This is a genomic window from Stenotrophomonas sp. STEN030 (assembly GCF_056759995.1).
This window is the reverse complement of the sequence record NZ_JBRREB010000015.1, coordinates 20,197-36,915: the sequence shown is the minus strand read 5'-3', so window position 1 is coordinate 36,915 and position 16,719 is coordinate 20,197. Positions and strand designations below refer to the sequence as shown.

Here is a 16,719-nt window from a genome sequence, read left to right as displayed (position 1 = left end):
TGTTTTAACGCGAAACTAACGGCAGGCTGCGCCCATCCGAGGCCAGTCATGCCAACCCCAGACCCCCGCGTAGACGACTACATCGCCAATGCCGCCGCTTTCGCGCAGCCGATCCTGCACGAGATCCGCCAGCGTGTGCACAGCGGCTGCGGGGCGGTTGAAGAAGCCATCAAGTGGGGCATGCCGGCGTTTGTTTACAAAGGCAAGCTGCTGTGTGGCATGGCCGCATTCAAGGCGCACGCCACCCTGGGTTTCTGGCAGCGCGAGGCCGGTAGCGGCGATGACTCGGCGATGGGCCAATACGGCCGCCTGCAGTCAGCGGCCGACCTGCCCGGCAAGCGCGAATTCACAACCCAGCTACGTGCCGCCATGCAACGTATCGATGCAGGCGTAACCCGCCCCAAAGCGGCGCCGCGCGCGCCGCTGCCAATGCCACCGGCGTTCGCCGAGGCGCTGGCTGGTGCGGCGGCCGCCAAGGCACACTTTGACGGTTTCAGCCCTGGCTACCAACGCGACTATCTGGAGTGGATAGGTGAAGCCAAGCGCGACAGTACCCGCCAGCAGCGGATCGCCCAGGCCATCGAGTGGTTATCCGATGGCAAGCACCGCGGCTGGAAGCATGAGAAGCATTGACGTGGGACGCGCCAGCGATTCCACTTGCCGCAAACATCCCCCCATCAGTCCTGTTGCTACGCCATGATCGACCTAGAAGACCTCATCCAGCGCTCCATCGACCCTGAGTCCGTCAGGCTGGAAGGCACCCTGACAAATCCGCCGTCGTTCGGCGTATATGCCATCGAGAACATCGACGACGGCAGCACCCATTACCGCTTCGGCAACCACCCGGTACGCAAGCAGGAACTGGAAGACAAGTTCGGCAGCGCCGAGCTGGAATACCTGTTCCTCAGCCGCGAAGACGCAGCGGCCTTGACCGCGGCCTTGAATCGCCCCGAAGCGGACTGAGCATCCGGGTGGCAGAGCGGAGCCATGCTCCGCTGAGGCTTTGCCGTGTAGTGCCGAGCCATGCTCGGCAGGGGCTTTCCCCGTGAATTCTCATGCCGAGCATCGCTCGGCACTACGCTGTTGCTCCCCCCCTTTGGCGACGCCAAGGGGAGGGCTGGGGCGGGGTTGGCTTTTCGGGGCCGGAAGTAGCTGTGGCTTCGCGGGTGACGGCGCTCCTACACCGCGGGGAAAGCCCCTTGCCGAGCATGGCTCGGCACTACAATCGTGCGGGTTCTTGATATTAGTCATCGAGAAAACCGGCCCGGTGCGCGGAACATGGAGCTACCCCCGAAGCCGGATAGTTCGCACCATGCTCAGCCCCACCCAACGCGACCTCATCAAAGCCACTGTCCCATTGCTGGAGACCGGCGGCGAAGCGCTCACCAAGCATTTCTACGGCCGGATGCTGACCCAGAGTGATGTCGCGCGTCCGCTGTTCAACCCCAAGCACCAGAGCAGCGGCGACCAACCGCGTGCGCTGGCCAACTCGGTGTTGATGTACGCCAAGCACATCGATCGCCTGGAAGCGCTGGGTCCGCTGGTGGGGCAGATCGTCAACAAGCACGTTGCCCTGCAGATCCTGCCGGAGCACTACCCGATCGTCGGCCACCACCTGCTGGCCTCGATCCGTGAAGTACTGGGCCCGGACATTGCCACCGACGAAATCATCGACGCCTGGGGCGCCGCTTACCAGATGCTGGCCGACCTGTTGATCGGCGCCGAAGAAGAGGTGTACGCGGCCAATGAGAAAGCCCCGGGTGGCTGGCGCGGTGCACGCACTTTCCGCGTTGCCGAGAAGGTGCCCGAAAGCGCGGAAATCACCTCCTTCCACCTGGTGCCGGTCGACGGCGGCGCGGTGGTGGACTTCAAGCCGGGCCAGTACATCGGCATGAAGCTGGAGCTCGATGGCGAAGAAACCCGCCGCAACTATTCCTTGTCACGTGCGGCCAATGGCGTTGGCTACCGCATCAGCGTCAAGCGCGAAGGCAACGGTAAGGTCTCCAACCATCTGCACGACAATGTGCAGGTTGGCGACACGCTGGAGCTGTTCGCCCCGGCCGGTGATTTCACTCTGGTGCCCAGCGAGCGCCCGGTCGCCTTCATCAGCGGCGGCGTCGGCATCACCCCGACCCTGCCGATGCTGGAGCAGGCCTTGACCAGCGGTCGTCAGGTGCATTTCATCCATTGCGCACGCAATGGCGACGTACATGCGTTCCGTGAGTTCATCGCCGACAAGCAGAAGCAGCATCCGCAGCTGCACAGCTACACCTGCTACAGCGAAGCGCTGCCGGGTGATGCGGGCGACGCCGAGGGTTTCCTCAGCCGCGAGCTGCTGGAGCAGTGGTTGCCGGCCGAGCGCGATATGGACGCCTACTTCCTCGGCCCGAAGCCGTTCATGGCGCAGGTGAAGAAGCTGCTGCGTGATGTAGGCGTGCCGGAAGCACAGAGCCGTTACGAGTTCTTTGGCCCGGCTGCGGCGTTGGAAGCCTGAGCCGCGTCATAGCAAAGTGTGCGAGGTAGGAGGCCGGCGGGGAAACCCGCCGGCCTTCTTTCTTGTCACGGCTACGCAAGCGCATGCGACAGCGCTAGGATGCGGCATCGCTCACTGCTCAGGGGATACGCATGAACGTTTATGCCGTGGTGTTGGCCGCTGTATCGAGTTTCCTGCTGGGCGGGCTGTGGTATTCACCGGTCCTGTTCGGCCGCGCCTGGAACCGCGAGAACGGCGGCGAAGTGCCGCAGGGACATCCGGGCAAGGTATTCGGCGTGGCCTTTGTGTTCTCGCTGGTGGCGGCGTTCGCCTTTGCCTGGTTTATTGGCCCGCAGCCGGAGCTGCGCAAGGCGTTGTTGTGCGGCCTCGTCGCTGGCTTCGGCATGGTCGCGGCAAGCTTCGGCATCAACTATCAGTTCGCCCAGCGCAGCGGAAAGTTGTGGGCAATTGACGGCGGCTACCACACCGCACAGTTCGTGCTGTTCGGCCTGATCCTGGGCCTGTGGCACTAACCCACTAGTAGCAGCTGTTGCTGTTGCTGTTGCTGTTGCTCTAGCCCCCTCCCTTTGCCGCAGGCAAGGGGAGGGCTGGGGAGGGGTAGCCTTTGCAGTTGCAGTTGCAGTTGCAGTTGCCGTGGAAGTGGACGTGAACGTGAACGTGGATTTTGACTTTAGCTCTACCGGGCCCCTTCCGCAGCGACGGAGCTGACGGACAAGACCCCGCATGGGGCGACGTGCAGGACGCACGTCGTTTTTCGACGATACATGGATGTATCGTCGAAAAATCCCGGCAGCGGAGTGAACCTGGAGCGCGCAGCGCGGAAGGCGCGTAGGCAGGGTGTGCTTTCTTTGGGCCACGTTTCTTTGCACAAGCAAAGAAAGGTGTGCTCGCGCGCCACAGGCGGGCGAAAGCTCTGCACTTGCACTTGCACTTGTACTTGCACTTGTACTTGCACTTGCACTTGCACTTGCACTTGTACTTGTACTTGCACTTGCACTTGCACTGGCTTTGGCTTTGGCTTTGGCAGCAATGGCAATGGCAATGGCAATGGCAACGGCAACAACCGAAGCCAGGGCTTTCTCTCCCCTTCGGGGAGCGAGTTACTTTTCTTTGCTTGTGCAAAGAAAAGATAACCAAAAGAAGAGCTCCTCAACAGCCGAATGGCTGGTCAAGCACACCCTGCCTACGCGCCCACGCCGCTACGCGGCGCGGGTCCACTCCGCCAGCGGGATTTTTCGACACGACATCCCTGTCGTGGCGAAAAACGACGTGCATCCATGCACGTCGCCCTTCGGGTTCTTCCCACTGGCTCCGTCGCTGCGGAAGGGGCCCGGTAGGTCAAAAGCCGGAGCCAAAGCAAGGGCAACTGCAACTGCAACTGCAACTGCAACTGCAAAGGCTACCCCTCCCCAGCCCTCCCCTGCGCTTTGCGCAAGGGAGGGAGCTAAGCAACTTTACGCTGGGGTGGGAGCGAAGCAGCGTTACGCCAGGTTTGCGCGTAGCCAGCGCATCACGGTTTCAACCACGCCCAACTTCTGCGGCACGTCCAAAGCCAGCGCCCGCGCAAAGCCATCAGCGTTGCGGATGAACGCCTGACGGGCGATCCGCTGCGCCTGCTGCACTGTCGACTGCTGCCGACGTAGCTGCACGATCTGCACCGATGGCCGCCCCGGCGGCGCGAATTTCTGGTAACGGCGCAGCTCATCGGCAACCAGACTCACGTCATTGTCCGCCTTGAGCTGGCCCTCACCCGCCAACAACAGCTGCTCCAGCGCGGAACCTGCAGCAGTCAGCGCCTCACCTTCGACAGCGAACATCGCGTGCGTCCCCAACAGCGCCAACGCGCCATCGCGCTGCTGCAGACGCTGCAGTTGCTGCGTCCAAGGGAAGGTTGCAGAAGGAGTAGCCATGGCTGTGTTTACTGGAGAGAAGGCGGCGAACTTTACGGGTTGGTGATCGGATGTGCCAGCAAGGAGCTACCTCAGCCAATCACCCGCTTGAACGGCGGCAAGGAATCAATGATGCGCTTGCCATACCTGCGCGTCAGCAAGCGCGAATCCAGGATGATCACCCGCCCGGTATCGGTCGAGGTACGGATCAAGCGCCCGGAAAACTGGGTCAAGGTGCGCAACGCATGCGGGATCGCGATCAGGTTGAACGAATTCAGGCCACGGCTCTCGAACCACTCGCTCAAGGTCGAGGTCTGCGGGTCGGTTGGCACCGCGAACGGCACTTGGGTGATCACTACCGTGGTGCAGGCCTCGCCAGGCAAATCCAGGCCTTCACCAAACGAGTTCAAGCCAAACAACACCGAGCCCTCGCCTTCACTGGTGCGCTTGATGTGCTGGTCGATCATTTTCTGCTTGGCACCGTCGCCCTGCACAAGGATCTTCTTGCGCAGCGTCGCCGGCATCAGCTCGGCTACTTTTTCCATCTTCCAGCGTGAGGTGAACAAGACCATGCTGCCCTTGTCCCAATCCAGCTCGCTGGCCAGATACTTGGCGACTTCCTTGGGATGACGCTCGCGGTCATCCGGCGTCACCGGGAACTGCGGCACGATCAGTTCTGCCTGGTTGGGCAGGTCGAACGGTGAGGCCAGCGACACCATCTCCGCTTCTTCGGGAATGCCGTTGTCGATTGCCAGCGACTGGAAATCGCCACCGCCGGTCAGCGTCGCCGAGGTCATCACCACCGAGTCCACTTCGTCCCACAGCAGCTTGCGCAGCACCATCGCCGCCGATACCGGCGAGCAGTGCAGGATGTAGTCGCCATCGCGTGACATCGTCACCCAGCGCGCGATCGGCGGCTGGCCTTCCTTGTCCTCGCGGCGCCAGCCCGCCCACAGGTTGTACTGCTGCTCGACCATTTCCTGGGCCATGCCCAGGTTTCGCTGCAGGCGCTCGACCGCCGGATCATCCTGCTTGCCCTTGGCCACTGCAGAAGCCGCCGCCGTTGCCCAGTTGAGCAGGGTGCGGGTTTCATCGGCCAATACTTCGATAGGCTGACGCCAGGATTCAGGCAGGCGGCCGTTGGCGGCGCGCCACATCGGCTCGCGGTCATCGGGCTGCGGAATCCAGACGTTGCCGATGTCGTCGCGGAAGGCCTTGAGCAGCTTGCTGACCCGCGATGCCACATCGATGGCTTCGTTGGGCAACAGGTTGCCGATCTTGTCCTTGTCCACTGCGCGGTAGGCACCGGCAATCAGGATCTGCAGGCGACCGGTACGCTTGGCCATATCGTCCAGCGGCAGGTTGGCTGCGCCCTGGTCGATGGCGACGTTGCCGATGTGGTGGCCTTCGTCCAGCACCAGCAGCATTTCACCGGGTGGCGCGATCAAGGGCTGGCCGCTGTCGCTGTCGCCCAGCGATAGCGCAGAGAGCAGTAGCGCGTGGTTGGTGACGATGATCTGTGCATCACGCACTTCGGTGCGGGCACGCAGCACCGGGCATTGCGCGGAATACGCGCAGCGACGCCCAGCGCAAGCCGAGGCCGGTGTGGTGATGCGCATGCGCAGTGTGGGAGTGACGTTCTCCGGCGCGTTGTCCAGATCGCCGTTCCAGCGACCTTCGATGAAGGCCTTGGTCAGCTTCTCGGCGACGTCCATTTCAATCGGTGCCAACGGACGGTCGTAGAGCTGCACGTCGTCGCCGAACATGCCCTCCTGTACGCCCTCGCCCTGCGCTTCGGCCGCATTGCGGGTGCACAGGTAACGGGTGCGGCCCTTGGCCAACGCCACGGTAGCCTGCAGGCCGGTGGACTTGAGGAAGTTGGGGATGTCGCGCTCGACCAGCTGCGACTGCAGGGCCACGGTGCCGGTACTGATCACCAGCTTCTTCTTGCTGGCCAAGGCGATCGGCACGCCGGCGGTGAGGTAGCCCAGGCTCTTGCCGACGCCAGTCGGTGCTTCCACCACGCCAACGCCGCCGGTGCCCAGCGCACGCGACACCACGCCGATCATCTGGCTCTGCGAGCGGCGCGTGCTGAAGCCCGGCGTGTTTGCCTGCAGCTTGCTGTAAGCGTCACGGATGCCGGTTTTGATGTCCTCGGTCAGCGCCCGTGGTGCTTCTACTTTTTCCGTCACGCCAACCTGCCAGCAGCTCAATCAAGGCGGGTATTTTCCCATACCCGCCCGCATTCACCGAATGCGTTGCGGGCTCAGGGTTTGCCGGGGGCCTGTGGTCGCCGCAGGGCCTGCACCAGCGCCCAGGCCAGCATGATGTAGCCCACCGCTTCCAGCAGCGACAGCGCGATATGGCCAGCAGTCAGCAGCGTATTCATCGAGCCCACACTGCTGTAGTTGCCACCTGCAATCAGCAGCAGGGGCACGGCACTGAGTACGCCACCAATCATGCTCACGGCCAGCAGCAATGCCAGCGCCGACAGGGCCACGCTGCGTACCTTGCCGCGTGGGGTATCGAGCAGCATCACCAGCGCAATGCCCAAGCCAATGAGGATCGGCAGGCGGTAGCCGATGGAAACCAGCAAGGTGGTCAGCAATTCCATGGGTTGCATTGGCCGGCCTCAGTCTGCGGTGACCAACAGCGCGTCACCGGCACGCAGCTCGGCGTAGATCGCATCGGTCTCCGGGCGCATGCCATGCCACTGTTGGAAACTCTCTGCGGCCTGCTCGACCAGCATGCCCAGGCCATCGAAGCTGTTGCGGCAACCTGCCGCACGCGCCCAGGCCAGGAACGGAATCGAGGCCTCGCCGTAGTTCAGGTCCACCGCCGTGGTCATGCTGTTGACCAGTGACAGCGGCAGGTTGAAACCGCTGCCCTCGCCGCGTGCGGCCGAGGTGGCGTTGATGATCAACTCGAAATCGCCCTGCTCGCGCAGATCATCCCAATAGGCGGAGATGGCGCGGCCGGGTTCGCTCATCGCATCGACCAGCGCATCGGCGCGCTCGGGCGAACGGTTGACCACGATCAGTTCGAGAATCCCGGCATCCAGCAGCGCCGGTGCTACACCGCGCGCGGCACCACCGGCACCGAGCAGCAGCACGCGACGTCCGCGCAGATCCAGACCGTGACGACCGGTGAGATCACGTACCAGGCCGATGCCGTCGGTATTGTCGCCATGCCAGCGTTCGCCCTTGCGCAGCAGCGTGTTGACCGCACCGGCGCGATGCGCGCGTGAGGTGGTGGTGGTGCACAGGGCGAACGCGGCCTCTTTGTGCGGCAGGGTCACGTTAGCGCCGACGCCACCGTCAGCAGCAAAGGCTTCCAACGCTGCCACGAAGTCCTCCGGTGAGGCCTCGATAGCGCGGTAATCCACGGCGATGCCATGCGCCTTGCCGAACGCGGACTGGATGCGCGGCGACTGCGAATGGGCGATGGGCTGGCCGAAAACTGCGTAGCGTGGTGCGCTCATTGTGATCCTCTGCATGACCTAGACTGGACGCGACTTTATTTGCTGGACCCGTATGCGGACCCGTCATTTGCTGCTCGCGCTGACCCTGAGTTTACCCTTTAGCCCCATTGCCTCGGCGCTTTCCGAGTTCGGCATCGAAGGCATGGGGGTAGTTTCCACCCGTGCAGATGAAATCCGCGCCACGTTGTCGGCGGACGGGCAGCGCATCATCTGGGCCAGCAACCGCGAGGGCGGCGCCGGTGGCTGGGACCTGTGGCAGGCGACCCTGCAGGACAAACGCTGGATGGAGCCGCAGCCGTTGACCTTGAACAGCGCCGCAGACGAAATCGATCCCTTTCTCAGCGCGGATGGCCGTTGGTTGTACTTTGCCTCCAACCGCAAGGGTGGCCAGGGTGGCTTTGATCTGTACCGGGCGGCGGTGGCTGCCGATGGCAGTCTGGGTCAGCCGCAGAACCTGGGGCCGACGGTCAACGGCAGGCAGGACGAGCGCTCTCCTGCGCTGGCTGACGATGGTCGGCTGCTGTTTTCCAGCAATCGCAACGGTGGCAGCGGCGGTTGGGACCTGTGGCGTGCAACTGCTGCCGGTGACGGCTTTGCCGCTGCGGCAGCCATGGTCGGCATCAATACTGCCGCCGATGAGCTGGATGCGAGTTGGCTGGGTGGTGGCCGTGGGGTGGTGTTTGCCCGCGCCAATGCGGCTGGTGGTGCACAGCTGTGGCTGTCCCAGTGCCGGCAGGGAACATGGTCGGAGGCAACCGTACTGGGCTTGTCGTTCAACAGCGCCGATGGCGACACGCGCGGTGCGGTGATTGATGCCAACAAGCCCGGTGAACTGGTGGTCAGCGGCAAGGCGCGCTCGCCGCGGGCTGGCGGCATGGATCTGTATCGGATGAAGGCGCCGTTGGTTGATGGGGATGATTCGTGCCGGTGAGGTTTTGGCGGTGAAGCAAAAGCAAAAGCTCACCCCTCCCCAACCCTCCCCTTGGCCTGCGGCCAAAGGGAGGGAGACAAGCGGCGGCGCGGCAATCTGACAGCGCACCAGATCCACCCCCTCCCTTTCGCATAGCGAAGGGGAGGGTTGGGGAGGGGTGCTTCTGCTCTACCGCTTTTAGCTTTTAGCTTTTAGCTCCAGCCAACACCGCAGCGCGCAGTGCTTCGTATTCGGCCTCACCGATCTGCCCGCCCTGCTTACGCAGCTCCAGCTCACGCAGCCTGGCATCCACACCGCCACCCTGCGCTGCCTCGCGCTGCAGCCGCTCGGCCGCCGAATGCTGCTGCGGCGGGCGCTTGCCGGCACGCACGATGGCGGCGATGAACACACCGATCGCCACCGCAAACAGCAATACGCCGATCAGCCATACCGCCCAGTTGTAACCCTCAAGACCGGGAACATTCATCTCAAGCCTCCTTCAGCCAGCGCGCGATCTGCGGCGCGTAATAGGTCAATACACCATCGGCACCGGCGCGCTTGAAGCCGATCATCGTCTCCATCACGCACTTGCGCTCATCCAGCCAGCCATTGGCGGCGGCCGCCTTCAACATCGCGTACTCGCCGCTGACGTGGTACGCGAAGGTCGGTACGCCGAACTCGGTCTTCACCCGGCGCACGATATCCAGGTAGGGCATGCCCGGCTTGACCATCACCATGTCAGCGCCTTCGTCCAGGTCCAATGCGATCTCGCGCATTGCCTCGTCGCTGTTGGCCGGGTCCATCTGGTAGGTCTTCTTGTCGGCCTTGCCCAGGCTGGCCGAGCTGCCCACCGCATCGCGGAACGGGCCGTAGAAGGCCGAGGCGTACTTGGCCGAGTAGGCCATGATGCGCGCGTTGATATGACGGGCGTCATCCAGCGCGGTGCGGATCGCGCCGATGCGGCCGTCCATCATGTCCGATGGCGAAATGATGTCCACGCCCGCTTCGGCATGTGACAGCGATTGCTTGACCAGCGCTTCGACGGTGATGTCGTTGAGCACGTAGCCGGTGTCGTCGATGATGCCGTCCTGGCCGTGCGTGGTGTACGGGTCCAAGGCCACGTCGGTCATCACGCCGAGCTCGGGGAAGCGCTGCTTCAGCGCGCGCACCGCACGCTGCGCCAGGCCGTCCGGGTTCCAGGCTTCGGCCGCGTCCAGCGACTTGCGCGACGGGTCGATCACCGGGAACAGGTCGATCACCGGCACGCCCAGCTCCAGCGCCTGCTCGGCCTCGCGCAGCAGCTCGTCAATGGACATGCGGTCCACGCCCGGCATCGATGCCACCGCCGCGCGGCCTTCCAGTTCATGCACGAACACCGGCCAGATCAGGTCGTTGCTGGTCAGCGTGTTTTCGCGCATCAAACGGCGCGAGAACTCATCATGGCGCATGCGCCGTGGGCGGTACTGGGGATGGATCATCGCGGTACTCCTTGATTCCGGAAACGGGGCTTACTGCAGCCGGTAACCCTGCGGCTGCAGTGGCTCGGGCAGCGGGCGCTGGCCCAAGGCGTCGAGCAGATCGATTTCGATGGTACGCACCATGGCGTCCAGCGGCAGGTCGTTGGGTTCGGTGCCGAACGGGTCTTCCATCTCCTCGCCGAGCTGGTCCAGGCCGAAGAAGGCATAGGCCAGCAGCATCGACACCACCGGCGTGGCCCAGCCCAGCGCGCCGGCCAGACCAAACGGCAGCAGCACGCAGAACAGCCATGCACAGCGGTGCAACAGCAAGGTGTAGGCGAACGGCAGCGGTGTGCCTGAGATGCGCTCGCAGCCGGCCTGCACGCTGGCCATGGCATGCAGGCGCGCTTCGAACTGGGCGTAGAGATAGGGATGCAGACGGCCTTCGCGCAGCGGCACGGCCAGCTCGCTGGCGAGCTGGTTCAGCACGCCATCAGGAACATTGCGCCGCGCCAGCACCTCGTTCTGGTCCGGCTGCAACCACGCTGCACAGGCAGCGGCTTGATCACGGCCACGCAGGCGCGCGGCCAGGGCACTGGCAAAGCCGATCACCAGATGCGTGCTGCGCTCGCGCAGTTGCGGCTCGGCGGCCAGCAATGCAGCGGCCTCACGGCCGAAGCTGCGTGATTCGATGACCAGCTGCCCCCACAGCTTGCGGCCTTCCCACCAGCGGTCGTGGCAGGCGTTGTTGCGGAAGCTCAGGAAGATCGACAGCACCAGCCCCAGCAGGGTGAACGGCACCACCGACAAGCCACTGCCACCCAGCGGGTGCCAGCTACGGCTGAACGCCGCCACCAGCACCGCCAACACGCCGATCGCCAGCACCTTGGGGGCGATGGCCGGCACGATGGAGCCGCGCAGGATGTACAGCAGCTGCCAGCCAGTGGGACGGGGGCGGATGATCATCGGGAAGCGTTGCAGTGCCCACAACGGGCCAACGGCGCCGGAAAGCTTCCGGCCAGCCCGCCCATTTTACGCCCCCCGGCTGTACCCCGCCGGCCCCAACCATCAGCGACTCAGAAGATGCCGCCGCCCAAGCTCAGCCGGATCACCCCGACGACAATGACGATGGCATTGAGCAGCAGACCGGTCTTGGCCCGGCCGCGCTTGCTGGCATGGGTGAACAGCAGGCCGATGGCGGCGATGATCGCGCCCACGGCCGCAAACGGGATCAGGAACCAATTACCCCAGCCCAGCAGCGGAATAAACGCCAGAATCATCCATAGCAAGGCAACAATGCCCCAGATCAGGCTGATCAGCCCCATGTACTTTCCTCCACCAGGTACAGCCTGCAAGATAGCCGGGAACGGCTGTGGAGCAAAAGGCCCTCAGCTTGGCCGGAAGTTCTCGACAGATTCAGCCGGCGCCATGGATCATCCGCAATTACCGATCACCGGGGAGTGAAACCATGAAACTTCCGCTCGCTATCGCACTATCGCTTGGCGTTGCCTTGGCCGTAGGCGGCTGCGCCAGTACCTCCAAGGTCATGCTGGGCCAGGCCCGCGCGCCAGTGGACCCGGCCAGCGTGCAGATCTATTCCACGCCGCCGGCCGGCTCGGTTGAGATCGCCCAGCTCGAAAGCTCCAGCGCGGTCGGCTTTGGTACCCAGGGCCAGACCGACGCGGCCATTGCCAGACTCAAGCGCGAGGCCGCCGCACTCGGCGCCAACGGCGTGATTCTTATGGGCGTGGGCTCCGGCGGTTCGCCGGTCGGCATGTCGGTTGGTGCAGGCAGCTATGGACGCCACACCGCTGGCGGCCTCAGCGTCGGCATCCCCACCCAGCAGAAGCGCGCCGCTGGCGTGGCGATCTGGGTACCGCCGGGCGCTGGCAGGTAAGTTTTCCTGCTGGGCTTGATATGACAAGGGCGCCGTTCGGCGCCCTTGTCATGAGTGCTGCAGCGATCAGCTGTGATCGCGCAGGAAGCGGGCCATCGACGATACGCCCGGTACCGCCGGCTCGAACTCGCCAGCAACGTCGATGAAACCACGCATGATGGCGATGTCGCGCGGGGTGCGATTGATCGCATCACGCATCTCCGGATCGGCACCGGCACGCAGCAGGCGCTGCACCAGCTGCGGCAGGCCGTGCAGTGCAGCCAGGTGCAATGGGCCGAAGCCACGCGGGTCGCGTACGTCCAGCGAAACCTCTTCATCGAGCAGGCGATCCACCGCAGCCAGCACCACGGCCTCGTCGCAGGCGGTGCCCGGTTCGGCACGCGCGCCGAGCAGCAACAGCAGCGGCGTCACCGTGCCAGCCGAGGCCTGGTCCGGCTCGGCGCCGGCCAGCAGCAAGGTGTCCAGCAAGGCCAGCAAACGGGTGCGATCGCGCGAAGTGAAACCGTAGAGCGCGGCGCAATGTAACGGCGCAAGCTGTTGGTCGTCACCTGCATGCACGTCGGCGCCTGCAGTGAGCAGGCGCGCGGCGATATCAGGCAGACCCAAGGCGGCAGACAACATCAATACGGTAACGCCGCCGGGGAGACGGTGTTCAAGCTTGGCACCGGCATTGAGCAGGGCGGCCACGATCGTGGTCTGGCGCATGCTCACCGCCGCCGACAACGGCGTGGCACCACTGACAGCTGCATGCTGCGGGTCGGCGCTGCGCGACAGCAGTAGATCCACCACCGCAGCATGACCGCCACCAGCTGCACGCAGCAGGCCGGTACAGCCCTGCGCATCGACGGCGTCGACGGCAAAACCAAGATTGAGCAGACGGCGCACGGCATCGGCATCGCCGGCCATCGCCGCAGCCGCGACATCGGCATCGCGCAATGCACGCAGTGGCAGCTGCCAGCCACGCCAATCGAGCAGGTCAGCCAGGTCACGACGACCGCTGGACAGTGCAACGCCCAACGGCGTCTGCCCGTCGGCTGCACGCGCATCCGGCGATGCGCCCTGCAGCACCAGCTGCTTGAGCGCGGACTCGCGTGCCAAGGCGGTAGCCAGATGCAGGGCGGTCATACCGTGGCTGTCGCGCGCCTCGCGGTCGACGCCATTGAGCAGCAGGTGCTGCTGCAACTTCAACCAGCCCAGGCGTACTGCCAGCGACAGCGCCGGATCGCCGGCCGGCGAAGCGGCAAACGGGTCAGCACCACGCTCCAGCAGCTCCAACGCGAATTGTTCGGTGCTGCGTGCGCCGTGGTCGTGCTGGGCGCAGGCGGCAAGGAAGCGGGTCAGGCCACCGCGACCGGCGGGCGACACGCCCCGCTGCAGCAGTATCTGCAGGGTCGGGATCGCATCGACGCCGCGCGACAGCAGCGCGAACATCGGCGTATCAGCACAGGCGTCCAGCACTTCCGGCGCAGCGCCCTGCGCCAGCAACCAATCAACCACGCGCGGCTGCAAGGCCAGCTCCGGATCGTGCAGCAGGCTGCCCAGTTCGTCGGCCGCACACAGCTTGGCCAAGGGCGCCATGCCATCGACGTTGCCGAACACCAGCGCCTCGCGCAGCAAGGCCAGCGGCGCGCGGTCGTTGAGTACCGGCACAGCGTCGCCATCGGCGCCCTCGGCATTGCTGGCGGCGGCATCACTGACCGCAGCCGGCAGCGGATAGCTCGGGTCGAGCAGCGAGACGATGCTCCAACGCCCGGCCGAGGCTGCATGCTCGATGGCACGACGGCCATCGCTGCCAACCACATCGGCGGCAATACCCAGATCCAACAGGCGGCGGATCAGCGCCGCCGACACATGTTCGGCGCGGCTGGCCAGCAGCAAGGCATTGCTGCCTTCGCCATCGACGGCGTGCACGTCAGGCTTGTGCGCCAACAGGCGCTCCAGCACCGCGGCATTGCCCTGCGAGGCGGCGTCCAACCACGGCGTGCGGCCGGCGGCATCACGCGGCTCCACATTGGCGCCGGCATTGAGCAGGGTTTCAACGATATCCACGTGACCGGCCAGGGCGGCTTCGTGCAGGGCACTGCGGCGCTGTCGGTCGCGCGCATCCAGACGTGCCTTGTGCTTGAGCAGCAGCTGCACGCCGGCCGGATCATCGTCATCGGTAGCCGCAGCCTGCACCAGCACCGGTACGCCGTCGGCAGGTTCGACCTTGGCGCCGCGTTCCAGCAGGAACTTGCCCAGCCGCCAATTGCCGGCCTGGCAGGCCACCGCCAACGGGCTGTGGCCATCGTTGTTGAGGGCGTCGATCTCGGCAGCAGCATCGCGCAGCAAGGCCGCAACGCCCGGATCTGAACTACGTGCGGCGTGATGCAGCGGCGTATTGCCGTCGGCATCGGGCGTGCGCGGGTCCGCGCCATTGGCCAGCAAGGTCATTACCGCTTCCGGGCGCCCATGCCAGCTGTCGCGGGTCGCCGCCAGCAGCGGGGTCATGCCTTTGTGGGCCTGGTTGACGTCGACGCCACGGCTGATCAGCGCACGCAGCAGGCGCAGGTCGGGCAGCACCGCTGCCAGCACCGCCAGACTGCGCTGGTCACGCGACTCGGCCGGGGCCGGCGCATGCGGATCGGCACCGGCATCCAGCAGCTGCAGGGCGCGATCGATGCGGCCACCGCGCGCGGCGTCATACAGTTGCGGTACCAGCTCATGCTGGGCGATGGGTTCCAGCGGGGCCGGCTCGGCCAGCGCTTCGGCAAACGGGTCGAATGCGGGTTGTTGCAGCTCGCCAGCCTTGCCAGCGCCGGCAACCGGTGCGCTGCGCATCGACTGCAACAGGTGATGCAGCAAAGGTGCTGCGATTGCAGTGGCAATCGCCAGCGGCCAGCGCAGGCCGCTGCCAACCAGACCCGGCCAGGCTGCGGCGACGATGGCTGCGCACAACAGCAGCAGCACGGCTGCCGCGCCCAGGCCATGCCAGGAATCCAGACTACGACCGCTCAAGGCCTGCCATTGGGTGCGCAGCGAGCTGTCCTCGCGCTCCATCGCCTGCCATAGCGGCCAGGTGCGCCAGAGCGCCAACAACGCCACGCTGACCGCGATGCTCAGTGCCAACACCGCCGCCAGGCTGCCGCTGTCATGCAGCGCCGCCAACGGCCAGGACACCAATACCGCAACCACCGCCGCGCCACCGGCCCACAGCCCCAACAGGCCGGGCAGTTCGCGTTTGAATACGGCCAGTGTCGGTGTCACGCTGCGGGTGCGCCGCCACCATGACACCGCCAGGGCGTAGGCGGGCTGGGCCAGCACGCCACACACAGCCGCGGCCACGCCACCGAACGCCGTGGCCAGGGTCAGCAACACCCCCAGACCCAGCGCGGCGGCAACTACGCGGCTACGCAATGCTTCAGTCATCGCGACCGTCGATGCGGGCGATCTTCACCGGTGCCAACGGCAACGGCGGTGCCTGCAGGTGGAAACCGCGTTCGGCCAGGTTGGCGCGCACCAGCGCGACGTCGGCCTGGGCCAGACGGCGTTCCGGGGTCAGCGCCACCTCCAGCACGAAGGTATAAGGGGCCAAGGTGTTGCCCAGCACGGCCGGGATCACTTCGAAATCATCACGCTTGGCGAGGTACACGTAGGTGTCCTGCTTGCGTTGGCTTTTATAGACGTAAGCTTGCATGCCAGCGGGCTTTGCCCTGCATTGAGAGTCAGAGATTGTGTCGGAAATCTGGCGCTGTTGAAAGGCGCACAGCCAACGATCGCGGTCGTTCTCCGCCTTTTATACGTTCATTTACATCAAGATTTTGTTGAGAGCGTCCTGTATCTGCAGATTGCCGGATCCGCTCGCGACAGATTGCCGGCGCTGCGGTGCCGTGCTGAATGCGGTGCCGAGCGCCACCCCGGCGCGACGGGCGCAGACTCATCACTGGCAAGGCCTGCAGCGAACCCGCGACAAGTGCTGCCAGTCAAAGGCGAAACCTGCACGATGACAGCGGCATACTCATGCAATCGGCCGCTGCTACGGGTTTGCGCAGCCGTAATCCCCAGCCTGGGAGGGCCGGACCAACGATCAAGCTGAGGATTGGCAATCTGGCCCAGCGGGCGGCAGCGGTCGACCGCCACCGCCCTGAAAACCCTCAGGGCACCTTGGCGTAGGTGCCCTTCAATGCGACGCCCGCCAGGATGGCGCCGGCATAGCACTCATAGTTGGTGGCGCTGCGGAACTCGTTGCTCTTGTAGAAGCTGACGATATCGACCACGGCATTGGCACCACGCGCCTTTGCGCCATCCTGCAATGCCAGCAACGTCGACAACGCAACCCAGCGGCAGGCTTTTTCATCGCTCTTGTTGGCGGCGTTGGTCTTGCGGTTGCTTACATCCTCGCCCAGGCGCTCCAGCACCGTCACCGGCTGGCCCGCCAGATAGAAGCGCACGCTGCCATCAATGCCGACATCGCGTGCCTCCTGCGAGCTGAGCAGATCTGCCAGCGGCTGCTCCACGCGGGTGTCGCGTGCAAAAGCGCTACTGGAAAACGCCAGCAACGTGGCAGTGACGACAAGGCTGAAACGACGCATATCTCTTTCCTTTGAGTGTG

At 64.8% G+C, this 16,719-nt stretch carries 17 protein-coding genes; 6 read left to right on the top strand and 11 right to left on the bottom strand.

Annotation, left to right across the window (positions count from 1 at the left end):
* The first annotated feature begins 48 nt into the window (after window positions 1-48).
* From ACVOLR_RS07155 to ACVOLR_RS07140, 4 genes are all read left to right on the top strand, one after another.
* Window positions 49-633 carry a YdeI/OmpD-associated family protein gene (locus tag ACVOLR_RS07155; protein ID WP_481535822.1) on the top strand — a complete coding sequence of 195 codons (585 nt, stop codon included), beginning with the start codon at window positions 49-51 and terminating at the stop codon, window positions 631-633.
* 63 nt (window positions 634-696) lie between these two features.
* Window positions 697-963 carry a hypothetical protein gene (locus ACVOLR_RS07150; protein WP_282272864.1) on the top strand — a complete coding sequence of 89 codons (267 nt, stop codon included), beginning with the start codon at window positions 697-699 and terminating at the stop codon, window positions 961-963.
* 349 nt (window positions 964-1,312) lie between these two features.
* Window positions 1,313-2,494: an NO-inducible flavohemoprotein gene (hmpA, locus tag ACVOLR_RS07145; protein ID WP_481535821.1), complete on the top strand. Its 1,182-nt coding sequence runs from the start codon at window positions 1,313-1,315 to the stop codon at window positions 2,492-2,494.
* 131 nt (window positions 2,495-2,625) lie between these two features.
* The gene (locus ACVOLR_RS07140; protein ID WP_481535820.1) at window positions 2,626-3,006 is read left to right on the top strand and encodes a DUF1761 domain-containing protein; all 381 of its coding nucleotides are present in this window, start codon (window positions 2,626-2,628) and stop codon (window positions 3,004-3,006) included.
* Window positions 3,007-3,975: 969 nt separating this feature from the next.
* Here ACVOLR_RS07140 and ACVOLR_RS07135 read toward each other — a convergent pair.
* The 4 genes from ACVOLR_RS07135 to aroE all read right to left on the bottom strand — a co-directional run bounded on the left by ACVOLR_RS07135 (window position 3,976) and on the right by aroE (window position 7,864).
* Complete coding sequence (locus ACVOLR_RS07135) at window positions 3,976-4,404, bottom strand: hypothetical protein (protein WP_481535819.1); 429 nt, start codon at window positions 4,402-4,404, stop codon at window positions 3,976-3,978.
* A 71-nt stretch (window positions 4,405-4,475) separates the two neighbouring features.
* Window positions 4,476-6,575, bottom strand: coding sequence for an ATP-dependent DNA helicase DinG (gene dinG / locus ACVOLR_RS07130; RefSeq protein WP_481535818.1), 2,100 nt, complete (start codon window positions 6,573-6,575; stop codon window positions 4,476-4,478).
* 74 nt (window positions 6,576-6,649) lie between these two features.
* Complete coding sequence (locus ACVOLR_RS07125; protein ID WP_481535817.1) at window positions 6,650-6,997, bottom strand: hypothetical protein; 348 nt, start codon at window positions 6,995-6,997, stop codon at window positions 6,650-6,652.
* 18 nt (window positions 6,998-7,015) lie between these two features.
* Window positions 7,016-7,864 (bottom strand): shikimate dehydrogenase, encoded by an 849-nt coding sequence (gene aroE, locus ACVOLR_RS07120; RefSeq protein ID WP_481535816.1) that lies wholly within the window; start codon window positions 7,862-7,864, stop codon window positions 7,016-7,018.
* Between the two features lie 52 nt (window positions 7,865-7,916).
* On the opposite strand from aroE, the gene ACVOLR_RS07115 reads away from it, so the two are divergent.
* Window positions 7,917-8,795, top strand: a complete 879-nt coding sequence (locus ACVOLR_RS07115; RefSeq protein WP_481535815.1) for a TolB family protein — start codon at window positions 7,917-7,919, stop codon at window positions 8,793-8,795.
* Window positions 8,796-8,979: 184 nt separating this feature from the next.
* On the opposite strand, the gene ACVOLR_RS07110 is transcribed toward ACVOLR_RS07115, so the two are convergent.
* The 4 genes from ACVOLR_RS07110 to ACVOLR_RS07095 all read right to left on the bottom strand — a co-directional run bounded on the left by ACVOLR_RS07110 (window position 8,980) and on the right by ACVOLR_RS07095 (window position 11,556).
* A complete protein-coding gene (locus ACVOLR_RS07110) occupies window positions 8,980-9,261 on the bottom strand; it encodes an SHOCT domain-containing protein (protein ID WP_481513883.1) in 282 nt (93 codons plus the stop codon).
* Window position 9,262: 1 nt separating this feature from the next.
* Window positions 9,263-10,252: a porphobilinogen synthase gene (gene hemB, locus ACVOLR_RS07105; protein ID WP_481535814.1), complete on the bottom strand. Its 990-nt coding sequence runs from the start codon at window positions 10,250-10,252 to the stop codon at window positions 9,263-9,265.
* 30 nt (window positions 10,253-10,282) lie between these two features.
* Window positions 10,283-11,197 carry a bestrophin family protein gene (locus ACVOLR_RS07100; RefSeq protein WP_481535813.1) on the bottom strand — a complete coding sequence of 305 codons (915 nt, stop codon included), beginning with the start codon at window positions 11,195-11,197 and terminating at the stop codon, window positions 10,283-10,285.
* 110 nt (window positions 11,198-11,307) lie between these two features.
* Window positions 11,308-11,556 carry a hypothetical protein gene (locus ACVOLR_RS07095; RefSeq protein WP_481514937.1) on the bottom strand — a complete coding sequence of 83 codons (249 nt, stop codon included), beginning with the start codon at window positions 11,554-11,556 and terminating at the stop codon, window positions 11,308-11,310.
* Window positions 11,557-11,699: 143 nt separating this feature from the next.
* Between ACVOLR_RS07095 and ACVOLR_RS07090 the strand changes: the two genes are divergently transcribed.
* Window positions 11,700-12,128 carry a hypothetical protein gene (locus ACVOLR_RS07090; RefSeq protein ID WP_296248354.1) on the top strand — a complete coding sequence of 143 codons (429 nt, stop codon included), beginning with the start codon at window positions 11,700-11,702 and terminating at the stop codon, window positions 12,126-12,128.
* 66 nt (window positions 12,129-12,194) lie between these two features.
* Here ACVOLR_RS07090 and ACVOLR_RS07085 read toward each other — a convergent pair whose 3' ends face one another.
* The 3 genes from ACVOLR_RS07085 to ACVOLR_RS07075 form a co-directional block, all read right to left on the bottom strand.
* Window positions 12,195-15,536: an ankyrin repeat domain-containing protein gene (locus ACVOLR_RS07085; protein ID WP_481535812.1), complete on the bottom strand. Its 3,342-nt coding sequence runs from the start codon at window positions 15,534-15,536 to the stop codon at window positions 12,195-12,197.
* Window positions 15,529-15,804 (bottom strand): YcgL domain-containing protein, encoded by a 276-nt coding sequence (locus tag ACVOLR_RS07080; RefSeq protein ID WP_481514940.1) that lies wholly within the window; start codon window positions 15,802-15,804, stop codon window positions 15,529-15,531. The genes ACVOLR_RS07085 and ACVOLR_RS07080 overlap by 8 nt, the downstream gene beginning before the upstream one ends.
* A 457-nt stretch (window positions 15,805-16,261) precedes the next feature.
* Window positions 16,262-16,699 (bottom strand): excinuclease ATPase subunit, encoded by a 438-nt coding sequence (locus ACVOLR_RS07075; RefSeq protein WP_481535811.1) that lies wholly within the window; start codon window positions 16,697-16,699, stop codon window positions 16,262-16,264.
* Window positions 16,700-16,719: the final 20 nt, after the last annotated feature.

Excerpts from the sequence above, each read along its gene's own strand:
- ACVOLR_RS07085 (WP_481535812.1), bottom strand. The coding sequence starts at position 15,536 with ATGACTGAAGCATTGCGTAGCCGCGTAGTTGCCGCCGCGCTGGGTCTG.
- ACVOLR_RS07115 (WP_481535815.1), top strand. The coding sequence starts at position 7,917 with ATGCGGACCCGTCATTTGCTGCTCGCGCTGACCCTGAGTTTACCCTTT.
- ACVOLR_RS07110 (WP_481513883.1), bottom strand. The coding sequence starts at position 9,261 with ATGAATGTTCCCGGTCTTGAGGGTTACAACTGGGCGGTATGGCTGATC.
- ACVOLR_RS07150 (WP_282272864.1), top strand. The coding sequence starts at position 697 with ATGATCGACCTAGAAGACCTCATCCAGCGCTCCATCGACCCTGAGTCC.
- ACVOLR_RS07095 (WP_481514937.1), bottom strand. The coding sequence starts at position 11,556 with ATGGGGCTGATCAGCCTGATCTGGGGCATTGTTGCCTTGCTATGGATG.
- hemB (WP_481535814.1), bottom strand. The coding sequence starts at position 10,252 with ATGATCCATCCCCAGTACCGCCCACGGCGCATGCGCCATGATGAGTTC.
- ACVOLR_RS07135 (WP_481535819.1), bottom strand. The coding sequence starts at position 4,404 with ATGGCTACTCCTTCTGCAACCTTCCCTTGGACGCAGCAACTGCAGCGT.
- ACVOLR_RS07155 (WP_481535822.1), top strand. The coding sequence starts at position 49 with ATGCCAACCCCAGACCCCCGCGTAGACGACTACATCGCCAATGCCGCC.
- ACVOLR_RS07100 (WP_481535813.1), bottom strand. The coding sequence starts at position 11,197 with ATGATCATCCGCCCCCGTCCCACTGGCTGGCAGCTGCTGTACATCCTG.
- hmpA (WP_481535821.1), top strand. The coding sequence starts at position 1,313 with ATGCTCAGCCCCACCCAACGCGACCTCATCAAAGCCACTGTCCCATTG.
- ACVOLR_RS07075 (WP_481535811.1), bottom strand. The coding sequence starts at position 16,699 with ATGCGTCGTTTCAGCCTTGTCGTCACTGCCACGTTGCTGGCGTTTTCC.
- ACVOLR_RS07090 (WP_296248354.1), top strand. The coding sequence starts at position 11,700 with ATGAAACTTCCGCTCGCTATCGCACTATCGCTTGGCGTTGCCTTGGCC.
- ACVOLR_RS07140 (WP_481535820.1), top strand. The coding sequence starts at position 2,626 with ATGAACGTTTATGCCGTGGTGTTGGCCGCTGTATCGAGTTTCCTGCTG.
- aroE (WP_481535816.1), bottom strand. The coding sequence starts at position 7,864 with ATGAGCGCACCACGCTACGCAGTTTTCGGCCAGCCCATCGCCCATTCG.
- ACVOLR_RS07125 (WP_481535817.1), bottom strand. The coding sequence starts at position 6,997 with ATGGAATTGCTGACCACCTTGCTGGTTTCCATCGGCTACCGCCTGCCG.
- ACVOLR_RS07080 (WP_481514940.1), bottom strand. The coding sequence starts at position 15,804 with ATGCAAGCTTACGTCTATAAAAGCCAACGCAAGCAGGACACCTACGTG.